Annotated in this window: 16 protein-coding genes; 8 read left to right on the forward strand and 8 right to left on the reverse strand. The window is 68.0% G+C overall.

The window, feature by feature from the left end; translation table 11 throughout:
- Positions 1–9: 9 nt before the first annotated feature.
- The 4 genes from BLQ91_RS19545 to ctaD all read right to left on the reverse strand — a co-directional run bounded on the left by BLQ91_RS19545 (position 10) and on the right by ctaD (position 5,192).
- Positions 10–1,398, reverse strand: a complete 1,389-nt coding sequence (locus BLQ91_RS19545) for a phospholipase D-like domain-containing protein (RefSeq protein WP_090098376.1) — start codon at positions 1,396–1,398, stop codon at positions 10–12.
- A gap of 30 nt (positions 1,399–1,428) precedes the next feature.
- The gene (locus BLQ91_RS19550) at positions 1,429–2,106 is read right to left on the reverse strand and encodes a peptidyl-tRNA hydrolase (protein WP_090098678.1); all 678 of its coding nucleotides are present in this window, start codon (positions 2,104–2,106) and stop codon (positions 1,429–1,431) included.
- Entirely contained in the window at positions 2,106–3,320 is a 1,215-nt protein-coding gene (serB, locus tag BLQ91_RS19555; protein ID WP_090098378.1) for a phosphoserine phosphatase SerB, read from the reverse strand. Before serB ends, BLQ91_RS19550 begins: the two co-directional genes overlap by 1 nt.
- Positions 3,321–3,401: 81 nt before the next feature.
- The gene (gene ctaD / locus BLQ91_RS19560) at positions 3,402–5,192 is read right to left on the reverse strand and encodes an aa3-type cytochrome oxidase subunit I (RefSeq protein ID WP_090098380.1); all 1,791 of its coding nucleotides are present in this window, start codon (positions 5,190–5,192) and stop codon (positions 3,402–3,404) included.
- 143 nt (positions 5,193–5,335) lie between these two features.
- Between ctaD and BLQ91_RS19565 the strand changes: the two genes are divergently transcribed.
- Positions 5,336–5,842: a DUF305 domain-containing protein gene (locus tag BLQ91_RS19565; protein WP_090098382.1), complete on the forward strand. Its 507-nt coding sequence runs from the start codon at positions 5,336–5,338 to the stop codon at positions 5,840–5,842.
- A 16-nt stretch (positions 5,843–5,858) separates the two neighbouring features.
- Positions 5,859–6,635 carry a phosphotransferase gene (locus BLQ91_RS19570; RefSeq protein ID WP_176959830.1) on the forward strand — a complete coding sequence of 259 codons (777 nt, stop codon included), beginning with the start codon at positions 5,859–5,861 and terminating at the stop codon, positions 6,633–6,635.
- On the opposite strand, the gene BLQ91_RS19575 is transcribed toward BLQ91_RS19570, so the two are convergent.
- The 4 genes from BLQ91_RS19575 to BLQ91_RS41415 all read right to left on the reverse strand — a co-directional run bounded on the left by BLQ91_RS19575 (position 6,632) and on the right by BLQ91_RS41415 (position 10,284).
- Complete coding sequence (locus BLQ91_RS19575) at positions 6,632–7,357, reverse strand: hypothetical protein (protein ID WP_143022721.1); 726 nt, start codon at positions 7,355–7,357, stop codon at positions 6,632–6,634. The genes BLQ91_RS19570 and BLQ91_RS19575 overlap by 4 nt on opposite strands.
- A 211-nt stretch (positions 7,358–7,568) precedes the next feature.
- The gene (locus BLQ91_RS19580) at positions 7,569–8,291 is read right to left on the reverse strand and encodes an LPXTG cell wall anchor domain-containing protein (protein ID WP_176959831.1); all 723 of its coding nucleotides are present in this window, start codon (positions 8,289–8,291) and stop codon (positions 7,569–7,571) included.
- A 381-nt stretch (positions 8,292–8,672) separates the two neighbouring features.
- Positions 8,673–9,926 (reverse strand): aKG-HExxH-type peptide beta-hydroxylase, encoded by a 1,254-nt coding sequence (locus BLQ91_RS19585; protein WP_176959832.1) that lies wholly within the window; start codon positions 9,924–9,926, stop codon positions 8,673–8,675.
- A gap of 205 nt (positions 9,927–10,131) precedes the next feature.
- Positions 10,132–10,284 (reverse strand): hypothetical protein, encoded by a 153-nt coding sequence (locus BLQ91_RS41415; RefSeq protein WP_176959833.1) that lies wholly within the window; start codon positions 10,282–10,284, stop codon positions 10,132–10,134.
- Positions 10,285–10,441: 157 nt separating this feature from the next.
- Here BLQ91_RS41415 and BLQ91_RS19590 point away from each other — a divergent pair, with 157 nt between their 5' ends.
- The 6 genes from BLQ91_RS19590 to BLQ91_RS19615 all read left to right on the forward strand — a co-directional run bounded on the left by BLQ91_RS19590 (position 10,442) and on the right by BLQ91_RS19615 (position 16,813).
- Positions 10,442–11,239 (forward strand): FadR/GntR family transcriptional regulator, encoded by a 798-nt coding sequence (locus tag BLQ91_RS19590; protein WP_090098392.1) that lies wholly within the window; start codon positions 10,442–10,444, stop codon positions 11,237–11,239.
- Positions 11,240–11,330: 91 nt separating this feature from the next.
- Complete coding sequence (locus tag BLQ91_RS19595) at positions 11,331–12,464, forward strand: hypothetical protein (protein WP_245733680.1); 1,134 nt, start codon at positions 11,331–11,333, stop codon at positions 12,462–12,464.
- Positions 12,465–12,694: 230 nt separating this feature from the next.
- Complete coding sequence (locus BLQ91_RS19600) at positions 12,695–13,678, forward strand: LacI family DNA-binding transcriptional regulator (protein WP_090098394.1); 984 nt, start codon at positions 12,695–12,697, stop codon at positions 13,676–13,678.
- A 109-nt stretch (positions 13,679–13,787) separates the two neighbouring features.
- Positions 13,788–15,125, forward strand: a complete 1,338-nt coding sequence (locus tag BLQ91_RS19605) for an ABC transporter substrate-binding protein (protein WP_090098396.1) — start codon at positions 13,788–13,790, stop codon at positions 15,123–15,125.
- On the forward strand, positions 15,126–15,983 hold the full coding sequence (locus tag BLQ91_RS19610; RefSeq protein ID WP_090098398.1) for a carbohydrate ABC transporter permease: 858 nt from the start codon (positions 15,126–15,128) through the stop codon (positions 15,981–15,983).
- Positions 15,980–16,813, forward strand: a complete 834-nt coding sequence (locus BLQ91_RS19615) for a carbohydrate ABC transporter permease (RefSeq protein WP_090098400.1) — start codon at positions 15,980–15,982, stop codon at positions 16,811–16,813. Before BLQ91_RS19610 ends, BLQ91_RS19615 begins: the two co-directional genes overlap by 4 nt.

Raw genomic sequence — 16,813 nt, forward strand, 5'->3', positions numbered from 1 at the left:
ACCCGCAGGTCAGCCGTCGACCAGCAATCCGCGCAACGGTCCCTGCAATCTTCCGGCACGGCGGGACACGCCGGGCAGCGACGTCACCCGCGCCGGACGCTCCAGAGCCGGGCGCCACATCCCGTCCACGACCTCGTGCACGGGACCGGAGACGTCGCCCTCGAGGCCGTGCAGGTGCTCCGCCCACAGCTTGAGCCGCGTCGCCCGCACGACGTCAACGTCGTCAGTCACGACGTTGACCTCGGTGTCGTTGAACAGCGAGTGCTCGTTGAGGTTCGCGGAGCCGACGGACATCCACTTGTCGTCCACGATGCACAGCTTCGCGTGCACGTAGACGGGCGCGTCACCGTGGGAGACGAGGGTTGCGGCCACGACGTGCTTGCCGGGATCGGCGTCGAGCATCCGGCCGAGCTGCCCGCGCGTGGTGTCGGCGCCGTTGCTCGGCTTCTGCGGCAACACCAGCACCAGCCGGAAGTCCGGTGAGGGCGGGTTGCTCAGCTTCTCCAGCAGCACCTCGGTGATCTCGGGAGACCACAGGAACTGGTTCTCCACGTACACGAACGACTCCGCCGCCCGCAGCGCCCGCAGGTACGAGTCGAGCAGGCTGAAGTCGCCGTGCGGGGAGAAGTCGTAGGTCTTCTCCGGGATCGTGCGGACCAGCTGCACCGACGAGGACCCGGCCTCCGGCGGCACCTCCGGCGCGGGCAGGGTCTCCCCCGCGATCTCCAGCCAGCGCGCGGCGAAGTGCGCGGCCACCTCGGCCACGACGGGACCTTCGAGACGCGCGATGTGGTCGTGCCAGCCGAGGTCGCGCGGCGGGTGGTCCGGCGAGTCGTGGCGGTCGCCCTCCACCGCGGTCATGTCGAGGCCTCCGACGAACGCCACGTCGTCGACGATCACGATCTTCTCGTGGTGGCAGTGCAGGGTGCGTTCGCGCGCGTCGAGCTCACAGCGGACCGCACCGCATTCCAGGAACGCCTTCTGCGCCGCCAGAGCGCGCTTCCGCGTCGGTTCGAAGAACGGCATGGGCGGACCCGCCCACAGCAGCACCCGCACCGGCACCCGTTCCGCGGCGGCCGACAGCAGTTCGCGCAGCTGCGGCGCCCCCGGTTCACGGGTCAGCCGGAAGTCGGGTGACGCGTGCCAGTTCGCGATGTGGACGTACTTCTGCGCACCCTCGATCGCCTTCGCGATGACGGGAAACGCGTTGGCCCCGTCCACCAGGACCTCGATGTTGTTGCCGTGCTGCACCGGACGGCGCGGGGTGAACCACCCCGCGCCGTCGCCTTCGAGCACGTCGCCCCACCCCAGCCGCCGCAGTCTTCGCGTGTGATGGGAGCACAGCAGATTCTCCAGCCCGTCGCCGAGCCGGGCGTCGAGAACGTCGAGTAGGCCCACGAGACGCGGATTTACCCGATTCAGGCGCTTCTAAACAGCGAGCACCGTGGTTGTACCGGGTTCGACCTCCGTGAACCCCGCGTCCCTCACCGCCACGACGTCGTCGCGGCCGATCAGCACGTCCCACTCGGCCGGGGACGGCGTGCGCACGGCGCAGCGGTAGTCCAGGTCCGCCCACGCCTTGAGCTCGGTCTCGGACAGCCGCGGGGCCAGCAGCATCGACGCGTGCCCGACCTGGGCGGCGAGCTTGCCCGCGGACATCTCGACGCGCGGGTTCACGTACAGCAGCCGGGCGCCCTCCGGCACCTCCCCCGGCTCGTCCACGGGCAGGTCGGAGCCCGAGATCTGCAGCTTGGCGACCTCGCGGGGCGTCTCGGACACCAGCACGGGCAGCAGCGACCGCACCGACGCCCCGTCCACGGTGATCGTCACGCCGGGCAGGTCCTGCACGGCCTCCCACTGCACACCACGGGCCCGCCGCGACACCTTGCGGATGCGCCCGGCCACCCAGGCGCGAACGGCCTCGTGCCACTCCCCGCCCACGTCGGCACGGGGGTCGAGGCACACCGCGACCGCCGAAGCGGCCGCGGCTTCCAGCAGCGCCGTCCTGGACGGCGGGTCGACGCGTTCGATGCGCAGCACCATCGGCATCGCGCGGACTTCGGACTCCTCGGCGTAGTTCCGGGAGGCGATCAGGTCGAGGATCATCACAGCCGGGTCAGCTCCAGGCCGTCCGCGGCGTCCGCGGCCTCCACCTCGGCCCGCGTGACGCCGAGGATGAACAGCACCGCGTCGAGGAACGGGTGCGACAACGCGGTGTCCGCCACCTCGCGCAACGCCGGCTTGGCGTTGAACGCGATGCCGAGGCCCGCCGCGTTGAGCATGTCGATGTCGTTCGCGCCGTCGCCGACCGCGACGCACTGGGCGAGCGACACGCCCACCTCCTCGGCGAACCGGCGCAGCGCGACCGCCTTGCCCGGCCTGTCGACGATCTCGCCGACGACCTTGCCGGTCAGCTTGCCGTCCACGACCTCGAGCGTGTTCGCGGCGCAGAAGTCGAGCTGCAGCTCGTCGGCGAGGCCCGTGATCACCTTCGTGAACCCGCCGGACACGACCCCGCAGAAGAACCCGAGTCGCTTCAGCGTGCGGATCGTCGTGCGCGCACCGGCCGTGAGCTCCAGTGACGCCCCGACCTCGTCCAGCACCTTCTCGTCGAGGCCCTCCAGCAGCGCGACCCTCCGGCGCAGCGACTCGGCGAAGTCGAGCTCACCGCGCATCGCGGCCTCGGTGATCTCGCGCACCTGCTCCTCGCACCCGACGTGCGCGGCCAGCATCTCGATCACCTCGCCCTGGATGAGCGTGGAGTCGACGTCGAAGACGACCAGGCGCTTGGCGCGGCGGGTCAGCCCGGCGCGTTCCACGGCGACGTCGAGGCCCACCCGCACCGACACGTCGGCGAGCGCGGACCGCAGCTCGGCGTCGCTCTCCAGCGTGTCGTCGGCGACCGAGACGCGCAGCTCGAGGCCCGTGACGGGGTAGTCGGCGACGCCGCGGATGGCGTCGATGTTCACGCCGAGCGACGCGAGCCGGCGCGCGACCTCGGTGAACGCCTTCGCCGTGACCGGGCGGCCCAGCACGATCAGCACGTGCGAGGACTCCAGGCGCGCGCTGCGCTTCGAGTCGGCGCCGATCTCGATCTCCACCTGCATCGAGACGGTGGCCATGGCCTGCTCGACCGACTCCTGCAGGCCCTCCGGGTCGTGGTCGGTCGAGACCAGCGCGCCGAGCACCAGCCGGCCCCTGATGACGACCTGCTCCACGTCCAGCACCTCGACGCCGTGCCTGGTCAGCACGGCGAAGAGCACGGAGGAGACACCGGGCTTGTCGGGTCCGGTCACGGTGATGAGCACGGGCGTTTTCACGTCGTCGTCTCCTCGTAAGACGCGGCGAGCCCCGGCCGCGCGAAGCAGCCGGGGCTCGTCGTTGAACCTGTGAAGAGCAGGTTACTTGTCGTGCTCGGAATCGTCCTTCTCGGAGGCGGTGCCCGACTTGATCGCCGATGCGGCCATCTCCGACAGCGCCGGCGGCGCCTGCTCGTGCGGGATCGTCTTGCCGGTGAAGGTCACGTGGCCCTCGTTGCGGATCCGCTCGATCATGTGCGGGTAGTGCAGCTCGAACGCCGGGCGCTCCGAACGGATCCGGGGCAGCTCGGTGAAGTTGTGCCGCGGCGGCGGGGACGACGTCGCCCACTCGAGCGAGTTGCCGTAGCCCCACGGGTCGTCCACCGTCGTGACCTCGCCGAAGCGGTAGCTGCGGAAGATGTTCCAGATGAACGGCAGCGTCGAGGCACCCAGCAGGTAGGCGCCGATCGTCGAGACCATGTTCAGCGTCGTGAAGCCGTCGGACGCGAGGTAGTCGGCGTACCGGCGCGGCATGCCCTCGTTGCCCAGCCAGTGCTGGACGAGGAAGGTCGCGTGGAAGCCGAGGAACGTCGTCCAGAAGTGCAGCTTGCCCAGCGGCTCGTCGAGGAACCGGCCGGTGATCTTCGGGAACCAGAAGTAGATGCCGGCGAAGGTCGCGAACACGATCGTGCCGTAGAGCACGTAGTGGAAGTGCGCGACGACGAAGTACGTGTCGGACACGTGGAAGTCGATCGCGGGCGCGGCCAGCAGGATGCCGGACAGACCACCGAAGAGGAACGTGACGATGAAGCCGATGCTGAACAGCATGGGCGTCTCGAACGTCAGCTGGCCCTTCCACATCGTGCCGATCCAGTTGAAGAACTTCACACCGGTCGGGACCGCGATGAGGAACGTCATGAAGGCGAAGAACGGCAGCAGCACGGCGCCGGTCGCGTACATGTGGTGCGCCCACACGGCGACGGACAGGGCCGCGATGCCCAGGGTCGCGTAGACCAGGCCGTTGTAGCCGAAGATCGGCTTGCGGCTGAACACCGGGAAGATCTCCGACACGATGCCGAAGAACGGCAGCGCGACGATGTAGACCTCGGGATGGCCGAAGAACCAGAACAGGTGCTGCCACAGGATCACGCCGCCGTTGGCGGGGTCGAACACGTGGGCACCGAGGTGGCGGTCGGCCAGCAGGCCGAGCAGCGCGGCGGTGAGGATCGGGAACGCGAGCAGCACCAGCACCGACGTCACCAGGATGTTCCAGGTGAAGATCGGCATCCGGAACATCGTCATGCCGGGCGCGCGCAGGCAGACCACGGTGGTGATCATGTTCACCGCGCCGAGGATGGTGCCGAGACCACCGACCGCCAGGCCGGAGATCCACAGGTCGGCGCCGACACCCGGCGAGTGGATGGCGTTGCTGAGCGGCGTGTACGCGAACCAGCCGAAGTCAGCCGCACCACCGGGGGTGATGAAGCCCGCCATCACGATCAGGCCGCCGAACAGGTACAGCCAGTACGAGAAGGCGTTGAGCCGCGGGAACGCCACGTCGGGCGAGCCGATCTGCAGCGGCAGGATGAAGTTCGCGAAGCCGAAGACGATCGGCGTCGCGTACAGCAGCAGCATCACGGTGCCGTGCATCGTGAAGAGCTGGTTGTACTGCTCCTGGCTCAGGAACTGCATGCCAGGCCGGGCAAGCTCGGTTCGGATCAGCATGGCCATCGCGCCGCCGACCATGAAGAAGGCGAACGAGGTGACCAGGTACATGATGCCGATTTGCTTGTGGTCCGTGGTGCGGAACATCCGCAGCAGGAAGGACCCCTTGACCGCAGTGCGCGTCGGATAAGGACGCGTTGCGATCGGCTGCGGGGCTACGGCCGTCACGGTGCCTCCAGGCCTTGGTGGGACCAGTCGTTCGGGAAACTCCCCGGGATATTAGACGCAGCCGATCAGCTCCATTCGGGTGGGCCGGAGCCGATGGCCAGCGGAGTAGCGCAGGTCACACGTATTCTGCCGCCGTGCTCCGAATGCTCGCTGTCGCTTCTGTCCTGTCGCTGGCCGCCTGTGGCACCCCCGCCACGCACAACTCCGCGGACGTCGCGTTCGCGCAGGGCATGGTCCCGCACCACGAGCAGGCGCTGGAGATGAGCGGCCTCGTCGGCGACCGCACCGACAACCCCCGCCTCGCCGACCTGGCGAAGCGCATCTCCGCCGCCCAGAAGCCCGAGATCGACCGGATGAACGGCTGGTTGCGGACCTGGAACGCGCCGGTCGAGGCGTCCTCGCACACGTCGCACGGCCACTCGGAGTCGCACGGCGTGGTCGACCTGGGCAACCTCGCCGACCTCGAGGGCACCGAGTTCGACCGCCAGTGGCTCTCGCTGATGATCCAGCACCACCGCGGCGCCGTGGAGATGGCCCGCAAGCACCTGACGGCCGGCACCGACCCGGAGACGCGCAAGCTCGCCCAGGACGTCGTCAGCCACCAGGAGAAGGAGATCGCGGAAATGGAGTCGCTCCTCCCACAGGGCTGATGCCAGCCTTCTGCCCGTGGACGCTCTGTCAGCCGCGGTCTCGTTGGCGGCCTCACACGACGTGGTCTCCTCCGACCCCGTCGTGCTGAAGCGGGGCAGCAACGTCCTCGTGCACCTGCGCCCGGCCCCGGTCGTGGCCCGTGTAGCCGCACGCACAGCCCTGATCAGGCCTTCCGTTGCCGACCACTTCGCGCGAGACCTGTCGATCTCGGCGTTCCTGGCGGCTCGCGGCGTGCCGGTCGTGACACCGTCCGGCGACCTGCCCGCAGGACCCCACACGTTCGAGGGCTTCGTGATGTCGTTCAGCACGTATGTCCCGCACGAGTCCGGTGCCCGGCTACCGCGCGAGGACGTCCTCAAGCTCCTACCGGACCTGCACGCCGAACTGAGGCACTACGAAGGCGTGTTGCCCACCCGAGGTCCCCTGGACGACGTGGACAACGTCCTGGCCTACCTGGCCTGTTGTGGCGTGCCGGACCTCGACAGGTTCCGCGCGTGGCACGACTCGCTGGCGGCCCGCTGGACCGAGCACCACCGCGACGTCCAGCCCCTCCACGGCGACGCCCACCCCGGGAACCTGCTGCTCACCCCGTCCGGCCCCGTCTGGAACGACTTCGAGGACGCCTGGCTCGGACCGGTCGCCTGGGACATGGCCTGCTCCACGACCGAAGAAGCCGCCCCACGCGCCGTAGAGCTGTACGGCGGCGGAGCGGCTCTTGCAGACGTGGAGTTCCACGTGAAGACACGAACCATGTTCGGCACGCTCTGGGGCGTGCTCGTCCAGTGGTCTTAGGCGCGACGCCTGCGCATCACGAACAGCACAGCGGCACCGGCGGCCACGAGCGCGGCACCGCACCCGAGCAGCCACGCGGACCCGAAGCCGGTGGCGGCGAGGTCCCGCACCTCGGCGACCGGCACGGGCGCGACGGTGGTCGTCGTGGGCGCCGCCTCAGCGGAAGAAGACGACGTGGTCGGCTCGGAGCGCGAAGTAGAAGTCGGCGTCGACGAGTGAGTCACGGTCGGCTCGGACGTGGTGGTGGTCGTGGTGGTGGTCGTGGTCGTGGTGCCGGTGGGCGGCTGTTCGACAGCGACACCGCACCCGAACCACTGGCCGATCTCCGGAAGGGTTCCGCCGTCGACGACCGGAGCGCGCAGCTCGTTCCACGGCAGCGCGTCTCCGAGCTCGTCGGCCAGGTAGACGTTGAAGACGTCCCCCGCCTTCACGAGCATGCCCGTGACCTCCACGTCCTCGGGCAACCCGGTGATGTTCAGGTGCTTCTGGTTGTCGCCGCCGGTGTAGCCGAACTCGCCGGGCAGGACCACGTTCCCGCTCAGCCCGCCCACGGCGCAGGCGTCGGGGTGGTTGACGTCGATGAACTGGAAGAACGGCTGCGCGCGCGGGTCGTCCGTGGTCACCTCGTCCGCGGACGCGCTGGTCGCGAGCACCAGCGAGGCCGCAGCGGCCAAGGCGACCGAGGCGAGCAGGCCGGAACGTCTCAGAGGCGTCACACGCATCGGTCACTCCGTGGGGGTCGGCGGATGCCGCGATCCAAGACGATCGACGTCCCCCGAACGGGTTAGGTGACGATCAACAGCGCCCCTCGTGGCCGAGTTGTTATTGCTCCGTGAGGTGTAACCCCAAACGAAAAGGCCGCCCAACGCACCGTGGAGATCCACGGCGGCGGGCGGCCCCTTCAGACGTGCGCTTCCACGTCCGGCACAGCTCCTAGGCGCGACGCCTGCGCATCACGAACAGCACGGCGGCACCGGCGGCCACGAGCGCGGCACCGAGCCCGAGCAGCCACGCGGACCCGAAGCCGGTGCTGGCCAGGTCGTCCTCGCTGGCGACGGGCACGGGCGCGACCGTCGTGGTCGTCGTGGGCGTGACCGCACCGGAAGTGGTCGTGGTCGTCGTCGAGCTCGTGCTGGAGCTGGGCGACGAGGAGTGGGTGACCGTCGAGACCGTCGTGGTGGTGGCCGTCGTCGTGGTCGTAGTGGTGGTGGTCGTCGTGTCCTTGACACCGCAGCCGTACCAGTGGCTGATGTCCGGGACCTTGTCGTTCTTCAGCGGCGACCGCAGGTCGTTCCACGGCAGCGGCCCGAGCTTGCCGGCGAGGTAGACGTTGTAGGCGTCGGCGCCCTTCACCACGATGCCGGTGACCTTCACGCCCTCGGGGCCGGCGGTGATGTCGAGGTCCTGCTTGCCCACGCCACCCGTGAAGGTGAACTTGCCGGGCGCGATCGGGGTGCCGGTCAGGCCACCGACGGCGCAGGCGTCGTCGTGGTTGATGTCGACGTTGCCCGCGTACGCGACCGCGCGGTCGTCGCCAGAGCCGGGGGCCGGCTGGTCAGGCCGGGCGGACGCGGTGGCGACCAGCGTGAGGGTGGCCACGGCGGCCACTGCGGCGGCACCGGCCAGGCCGGATCTTCTCAGGGGCGTCAGGCGCATCGTCATTACTCCGTGGGGGTAGGCGGATTCGGCGATCTAAGACGATCGACGTCGCCCGATCGGCCTAGATGACGGTCAACTACACCCTTGTGGCCGAGTTGTTATGCGTCCGTGAAGTTGAATCCTGAACGACCGAACGCCGAAAGGGCCGCCGTGGCGGCCCTTTCGGGTCGGAACAACAACGAGGCGCTCAATCGTTCTGCTCGGCCTCGGCAGGACGCAGGAACACGGTGCCACCGCCGGTCGGCATCCGCCGGAACCAGTCCACGGAGCTCACGGGCTGGCCGATCACCGGGCCGGCCCCGGTCGGAAGAGGAGGAAGCGAGGCGCCTGCGCTGTGCGGAGGCTGCGGCCGGCGAAGTGGTTCGTTCGGGGTGGTCATCATTCCTTCTCGGATGTCTGTGCTGGCTCGATGAGGGACCACGACGCCAGCGAACCGATCGTGGTTCTCAAGCGCCGCAATGCGAGATCCGAGATGGTCTGCCATTCCTCGCACGCCTGTGACAGGAGGAGCTCAACCGATGTTGGGGTTTCGTCGTTGAGTTGGCCTACAACCCAGCTCGCGTCGGAATCGAGCCAAAAGATGCCGGGTGGCTGGGTGGCACGGCCGACAACCGCGCGTCCGGTGGACGCACGCCGGATGCGTACGTCTGGATGGAGGCGGAAGTGGCCGTCATCAAGGGTCTCGTCGCAAAGGGTGGCACAGTCCACTTCGGATCGCCGCATCACGGCTCCAGCGGGTGAACCGTGGAGGCCGTGAAGCAGCCGGCGCGAGTCGGAGAGCAGGACTTCTTCGTGCTCCAGCAACCAATCACCGATCTCGGTCGCCCGCGCGCGGGCGACCGGGAGCAGCGAGTGAGGCCCGGGCGGTTCGGTGCCGGCGGACGTGCTGAACTGCGCGAGGCAGGTGTAGGCGTGCCATGCCGCGAAGGTCTGTTCCAGTGGCCATCGAGCGTGCGACCACGAGTTCTCGAAAAAATCGACGTCTTCCGCCCTGGCGTCAACGAATTCTTTCACAATCGCCAAGTCGAAGAACTTTTCGTGCGCCCCCTCGTGGACCAGCGCCTCCGCGACTTCGAGCGGAGTCGACGGTTCGTCGATGAGCACGATTCCAGGCACGTAGCGCGACGACGCCGAGACGACGCCGCCTGACGTCTCCCGCTTGAGCAAGGCAAGCATCGACACGTGCGCAAGCAGGTCGTCCGCCATTTGCGGAGCGATCTCGCGGAACAGCCGAACCCCCTCGGCAACGATCTCCAGAGCGTCGCCGAACCTCGCTCCGTCCGACTCGGTGAGCGGCTCCGGACAGACGCCAGGTGGTGCCACGATGCGCAACGGCGCTTCGATCAACGAAGCCGCGGCAGGGTCGGACACCACAGCGACGCCGACGTCGCGCACACGCACAGCCGCGGCCCCAGCCAGCCGCTCCAGATCGAGGTGGCCCTGCCCGGCGAGCACGCGGCCGATCTCGTAGCGGACGATCGGATGGTCGACGAGGTTGTCCGACAACTCGGCACCGGGCGCGAACAGATCGATCGCGAGCCGGTAGAGCGCGCGTCGCTCATCGATCAGCGCGGCCGCGGGTGCGATCGCGGCATGCAGCGCATGCGTGCTCGCAACAGGCGAACCAACCACCGAGACTCCGTACTGACAGATCCCGTGCCGACGTCCCCGACGAAAAGAAGTCAGGGACACCCCTGCACGTGCGGCGCGCCCCTGAACGCGCGAAGCGTACGGCACATCGTGATGCGCGCAACACATCGGGAGGTCGCACCAAGGCCGGTGCCCCGGCTCGCGTCGAGCGACGCGGACCGGGGCACCGGCTTCCGGCTGGTCTTCCTCATCCGAACATGATGCTGGTGACGTTCACGAAGCCGACAACGGCGAGCGCGATGACCGAGACGGCGATCATCGTGAGCACGGTGCGCCAACCGATAGCGGTGACGGCGACTGCTACGGCGGCTGCTATTCCGAGTGCACTCCCTGCAGACATCTCGTTACCTCCCGACCAGGCGAGCGTGGGCTCCCAGGAGTGGGCGGTCCTGGGCGTCTCCCCTGTGCCCAGGGTCTCGTCTTGTAGGTTGTCTGTCAACCGTCGACTGGTTGCCAGACAAGTTGCCACCCGACTGCGACAGGCCTAAGCTGGACCGATGTCCGCCGACGACACGCATCTCGGTGAGAGCTGGGCGCTCTCACCGGATTCGCGACGGCCTCTGCCGGAACTGATCGAGCAGAAGCTCCGCGAGCAGATCATCGGTGGCACCCTCAACGCGGGAGACCGCCTCCCGACCGAACCGGAGCTGGCCCGCAAGCTCGACGTCGCGCGGTCGTCCCTGCGCACGGCTCTGCAGCGACTCCAGCTCCAGGGCATCGTCGAGGTGCGACGGGGCCTGGGCTGGTTCGTGCGCCGCACCGACCTGGCCGCCGTGGAGGAACACCTGGAAGGCCGGCTCGCGGCCCGCCAGTTCTCCCAGTCGGACCTGCTGGAAGTGCGGATCGCCCTCGAGACCACGGCCACCAGTCTGGCCGCGGTGCGGGCGGGGGACGGTGAACTGGACGAACTGGCCAAGCTGAACCTGCGCTACCAGCGCGCGCCCGTCGACGACGTCCAAGAGGTCCTGGAGTCGGACGAGGAGTTCCACTCGGCGCTGATCCGGGCCAGCCACAACGAGCTCCTCGAGCAGATGTACCAGGTACTCGTACCCGGCCTGCAGGACTGCAAGCGGCACGCGCACCCTTCTCGTGAGGTGCACATCCGTTCCGCCAACGAACACGACCAGATCGTCTGGTTCCTGCGCCGGCACGACGAAGTGGGCGCGAAAAGCGCGATGACCACGCATCTGCTGGGTCTGTACGACGACGTGGCAGCTGACGACACGACACCAAGGGCGACTCTCGGCACGTACGTAGGGGTGTCGGACAACCCGATCTGGGGCAAGTCGCGCTGATACGGCGTGCACCGAAAGGCTCTGGCGCTCGTCCCCCGGCCACTCCCACCATGTGTGGACGAAGGCGGAGTGAGGGGGCGGGCGGCGAGTGGTGGCGGCGCGCAGGCACAAACAAGCGCTGGCTGTCGCGATCGCGTTGCTCGTCCTGGCAGCCGCGGACCTGGCGGTGGCGTTCCTGTGGCAACCGGAGACCCGCAGCCTCCTGCACGACGTTCTCGTCGTGTTCTGGCCGTTGCCCGCGCTGGCCGGCTTCCTGCTCCTCGCCTACGAGCTGTTCCTGCACCGCCGGCTGGTCAGCGAGCTGAGCCAGATCTCAGGTCCGGGCATCGTCGAACACCTGCTGCCGAACGACGTGCTGCGGACGTTCCTCTCCTCGATCTACGGCTCGCACGAAGCGAACCAGGACGTCGTCTCCGGCGTGCTGGGAGGCGAAGGTCTGCGCCCCCACGGCAAAGACCTCACGATCAGCACCAACACGACGGTGAAGCTGGAGCTCCAGGGCATCAACGCCAAGACCTACCACCTGATCACGACGCAGAGCTACCAGTTCCGGCACAGCGTCCCGGTCGACCGGTTCGTCATCTTCGCCACCAGCGACGTGCTGCTGCGGGACACGATCAGCGCCGCCTGCCGCTACCCGCTCTTCGAGCTCTACTACATCACCGACCCGTCGCTGTTCCTCGATTCGGTCGACGACGTCCTGCACTCGACGAAGATCGCCATCGACTACATCGACCACGACGGCGTGAGCCGTTCCGCCGCACCGAGCCAGATCCCGCTGCTCGAGGTGAAGTTCGACGAGTGGCCGAACTACCTGACCTTCTTCCGCGAGTCCACGAGCACCCAGCCGAAGCGGAGCCCGCACAGCCATCTGGGGGATCTGCGCATCTTCGAGTGCGACCTCAGCGGAATCGCCGAAGACCACCTGGTGAGCGCGATCCGCGGACTGACGATCACGTCACGGATGTTGCAGCGGACCAACGAGGGCTTCTGCTACTGGCAGGCGCCTTATCCGTCCTACGTGGAACAGATCTGCTTCGAGGCACGGGGCCTCACGGTCGACCACTCCCCCAGGCACGAGTTCTCCATCATGCCTTTCCTGTTCCGCTCCAACACGGTGACCGGGCAGTGGCTGAAGGCGGACGACCTGGACGACCTCACCGTGCGGTCGTGGCTGCTCCCCGGGCACGGGGTGGCTCTGATGTGGCGGGAGGCGCGGCAGTGACGGTGCCGCCGTTCGGCATGTGCCGGAACCAGTCGACCGGGACCACAGCATTGCCGTGTCGCTCAGGCGATCCGGGAAACGGCGGAACTCCCGGGAACGGCTGCGGCCTTGTCGAGGCGTCGGATTGAAAGGTCATCCAGATCAGGCAGCGCTGCGCGTGAGCGGCACCTCCGTCACCCTTTCGGTCTGCCTCACGCAAACGGACGCAAGAAATTGCGTACACTTGCGCCATGACGCAACGGAGGCTGGCCGAGGTCGCGGCCAAGGTCGGGGTCAGCGAGGCCACTGTCAGCCGGGTGCTGAACGGCAAGCCGGGGGTCTCGGACGCCACGCGCAGCGCTGTGCTCACAGCACTTGACGTGCTGGGATACGAGCGGCCGACGCAGCTCCGGGGTGAACGGGCGCGGCTGGTGGGGCTCGTGCTGCCCGAGTTGCAGAACCCGATCTTCCCCGCGTTCGCGGACGTGGTCGGCAACGCATTGGCGCAAAGGGGTTTCACGCCCGTGTTGTGCACCAGGACAGCTGGCGGGGTGACGGAGGCCGAGTACCTGGAGCTGCTGCTCGAGCAGCACGTCAGTGGGATCGTGTTCGCCGGCGGGTTGTACGCGCAGAAAGACGCGAGTCACGGTCACTACCAGCAGATGATGTCCCGGAAACTGCCTGCGGTACTGGTCAACGCCGCCATAGACGACCTGGCGTTCCCGCGGGTGTCGTGTGATGACGCGGTGGCGGTCGAGCAGGCGTACGGGCATCTCACGTCGCTGGGGCACAGGAGGATCGGGGCCGTGCTGGGGCCGCCGGACCACGTGCCGAGTCAGCGGAAGCTCGAGGCCCTCACCAAGAGCGGCGGGGCCGATGTCGAGCACGCCATGTTCAGCCTGGAGGGCGGGCAGGCGGCGGCCACGAAGCTGGTGCAGCGCGGGGTCACGGCGATCATCTGCGCCAGCGACCCGTTGGCGCTGGGCGCGATAAGGGCCGTCAGGCGGGCTGGGCTGGACGTGCCCAAGGACGTGTCGATCATCGGGTACGACGACTCCGCCTTCATGACCTGCACTGATCCGCCTCTCACCACCGTTCGTCAGCCCATCGAGGCGATGGGGCGGGCGGCTGTGGAGCTGCTGGCGAACCAGATCTCCGGCAACGCCGTGGCGCCGGACGAGTTGCTCTTCGAGCCCGAGTTGGTGGTGAGGGCGTCGACCGCTCCAGCTCGGTAGCGCGCGCAGTCGTCTTCTTGCGAGTTTTCGTCTAGATATTGCGTTCAGATGTAACGGCGTCTTATGGTCGCCGTCACATCGACGCGCTCGCGAGAAGGGCGGCCCCACCATGAAGAAGTCCGCTGCCGTGCTGATTGGCGGTGTCCTGGCCCTCAGCTCAGTCGGTTGTGGGAGCGGTTCCACGACCGAGCCCGGCGGCAAGGTCCAGATCAACGTCAACGGTCAGCCGCCGCAGACGCAGGCGTTCGACCGCAAGGTCTTCGACGAGGACGTCGCGGAGTTCGAGAACGCGAACCCGGACATCGACCTCGTGCCGCACGAGGGGTTCATGGACCCGAAGACGTTCTCCGCCAAGCTCGCCGGCGGGCAGCTGGAGGACGTCTTCTACGTCTACTTCACCGATCCCGCGGCGCTCATCGCGCGCAGGCAGGCCGCTGACCTGACGGCCTACGTCAAGGACGTGCCGCACTACGGCGACCTCAAGCAGGAGCTCAAGGACGTCTTCACGGTCGACGGCAAGGTCTACGGGCTGCCCACCGCCAACTACACGATGGGCCTGCTCTACAGCCGCACCAACTTCACCAAGGCGGGGCTCGACCCGAACTCACCGCCGAAGACGTGGGACGAGGTCCGGCAGGCGGCCAGGAAGCTCAAGGACGCGGGCGTCACCGGGTTCGCGGAGTACAGCAAGAGCAACCAGGGCGGCTGGCACTTCACGACCTGGATGAAGTCCGTCGGCGGTGACATCGCCCGCAAGGACGGCGACAGGTACGTGGCCGACTTCAACAACGACAAGGGCAAAGAGGTCCTGCGCAGGCTCAAGGAGATGCGCTGGGACGACGGTTCCATGGGCGAGAAGCAGCTCTTGGAGATCGGCGACGTGCAGAACATGATGGGTGCCGGGCAGCTCGGCATGTACCTGGCCGCGCCGGACAACGTCGCCGCGATCGTCAACCAGTTCAAGGGCAGGTACGACGACTACGGCCTGGCCGCGATCCCGGGGCAGAAGGGCACCCTGCTCGGCGGCGAGGGGTACATGATCAACCCCAAGGCGTCGCCGGAGAAGATCAAGGCCGGCCTGAAGTGGATCCAGTGGAAGTACCTGAACCCGGACCGCCTCGAGGGCAACCTGCGGAAGTACAAGGACCGCGGTCAGCCCGTCGGCCTGCCCATCCCGCCGATCGCCGACATCTGGACCGGTGAGCCGCGCAAGAAGCAGGAAGAGCTGAAGGCCAGGTACGCCACCATGCCGGTGCAGAACTTCCAGGCCTACGTGGACGGTTCGGAGAAGACCAAGGGCTCGCTCGAACCGCCGCAGGCGCAGCAGGTCTACGCGATCCTCGACAGCGTCGTGCAGGCGGCGCTCACGAACAGGGACGCGGACCACGCGGCACTGCTCGAGGACGCGGAGACCAAGGTCAACGCCGTCCTGGCGCAGGTGAAGTGAGTGCGGCGCCACGTCACCGCGTACGGCTTCCTGAGTGCCGCGCTGGTCGTCTTCGCGGTCTTCTCCTGGTATCCGATCGCGCGCGGGGTGGTCCTGAGCTTCCAGCAGGTCAACTTCGTCACGAGCCCCGACTGGGTGGGCTGGGAGAACTTCGAGCGGCTCTTCGCGGACCCGCTGTTCGCGGTGGCGTGGCGCAACACCTCCTACTTCACGGTCCTCGCCCTGCTCATCGGGTTCGGGGTCCCGTTCCTGACGGCCGTGGTGCTCAACGAGCTGCGGCACGCCAAGGGCTACTTCCGGTTGCTGGTCTACCTGCCGGTCATGTTGCCGCCGGTGGTCACGGCCCTGCTGTGGAAGTGGTTCTACGACCCGGGGCCGGGGCTGTTCAACTCCGTCCTCAGAGGACTCGGCCTTCCCGCGCCCCAGTGGCTGGACTCCGCGGACACCAGCATGATCAGCCTGGTCCTGGTGATCACCTGGGCGAACATGGGCTCGGCGACGCTCATCTACCTGGCCGCGCTGCAGACCATCCCCGGTGAGCTGTACGAGGCGGCGGACCTGGACGGCGCGAGCCTGGCCAGGAAGGTCTGGCACGTCACGATCCCGCAGACCAAGTTCGTGATCCTCATGCTCCTGCTGCTGCAGGTCGTGGCGACCATGCAGATCTTCACCGAGCCGTTCATCATGACCGGCGGCGGCCCGGAGGAGTCGACGGTCACGGTGCTGCTCCTGCTGTACCGCTACGCCTTCTACTACAACGACTTCGGCACCGCGAGCGCGCTGAGCCTCATCCTCTTCGCGGTGCTGGGCGTCTTCTCCTTCCTCTACCTCCTGATCACGAAGAAGGCCGACGGATGAGGACGCTCACGAAGAACAACGGCCCGCTCTACTGGGTGGTCCTCGCCGGCACGCTGGTCCTGTTCACCGCCGCGTTCCTGCTCCCGCTGGTCTGGGTGCTGCTCGGCGCCTTCAAACCGCCGGGGGAGCTGGCGCGGCAGCCACCGACGATCCTGCCGGAGACGTGGGAGCCGGGCGCGTACGCCGACGCCTGGAACTACATGGACCTCGGCCGGTTCTTCCTCAACACCTTCGTCGTCGCGATCGGCGCGTGGGCGGTGCAGATGGCCGTGATCGTCCCCGCGGCCTACGCGCTCAGCAAGCTCCGGCCGATGTTCGGCAACGTCGTCCTGGGCCTGATGCTGGCGACGCTGATGCTGCCGTCGACGGCCGTGCTGGTGCCGGTGTACCTCACGCTCACCGACCTCGACCTGCTCAACAACCCGGCGGGCATCTGGCTGCCGGCCGCAGCCAACGCGCTGAACGTCTACCTGCTCAAGCGGTTCTTCGACCAGATCCCCGAGGAACTGCTGGAGGCGGCCAGGATCGACGGCGCGGGCACGTGGACGACCCTGGTCAGGGTCGTCCTGCCGATCTCCCGGCCCATCCTCGCCGTCGTCTCGATCTTCGCGGTCGTGGCGGCGTGGAAGGACTTCATCTGGCCGTTGCTCGTGTTCCCCGACCCGGCGAGGCAGACGCTCAGCGTCGCGCTGCAACGCTTCGCGCCGGACACCCCGATCAACCTCCTGCTCGCGGGCCTCGTGCTGGCGAGCCTGCCGATGGTGGCGCTGTTCCTGGCGTTCCAGCGGCACATCCTCGCGGGGCTCACCGCGGGCGGCGTAAAAGGCTGA

Source organism: Lentzea jiangxiensis (genome assembly GCF_900104175.1).
GTDB lineage: Bacteria > Actinomycetota > Actinomycetes > Mycobacteriales > Pseudonocardiaceae > Lentzea > Lentzea jiangxiensis.

Bases quoted from the DNA above. Each gene is read 5' to 3' on its own strand.
- BLQ91_RS19605 (WP_090098396.1), top strand. From the start codon at position 13,788: ATGAAGAAGTCCGCTGCCGTGCTGATTGGCGGTGTCCTGGCCCTCAGC.
- BLQ91_RS19580 (WP_176959831.1), bottom strand. From the start codon at position 8,291: ATGCGCCTGACGCCCCTGAGAAGATCCGGCCTGGCCGGTGCCGCCGCA.
- BLQ91_RS19600 (WP_090098394.1), top strand. From the start codon at position 12,695: ATGACGCAACGGAGGCTGGCCGAGGTCGCGGCCAAGGTCGGGGTCAGC.
- BLQ91_RS19615 (WP_090098400.1), top strand. From the start codon at position 15,980: ATGAGGACGCTCACGAAGAACAACGGCCCGCTCTACTGGGTGGTCCTC.
- BLQ91_RS19565 (WP_090098382.1), top strand. From the start codon at position 5,336: ATGCTCGCTGTCGCTTCTGTCCTGTCGCTGGCCGCCTGTGGCACCCCC.
- BLQ91_RS41415 (WP_176959833.1), bottom strand. From the start codon at position 10,284: ATGTCTGCAGGGAGTGCACTCGGAATAGCAGCCGCCGTAGCAGTCGCC.
- BLQ91_RS19575 (WP_143022721.1), bottom strand. From the start codon at position 7,357: ATGCGTGTGACGCCTCTGAGACGTTCCGGCCTGCTCGCCTCGGTCGCC.
- BLQ91_RS19590 (WP_090098392.1), top strand. From the start codon at position 10,442: ATGTCCGCCGACGACACGCATCTCGGTGAGAGCTGGGCGCTCTCACCG.
- BLQ91_RS19550 (WP_090098678.1), bottom strand. From the start codon at position 2,106: ATGATCCTCGACCTGATCGCCTCCCGGAACTACGCCGAGGAGTCCGAA.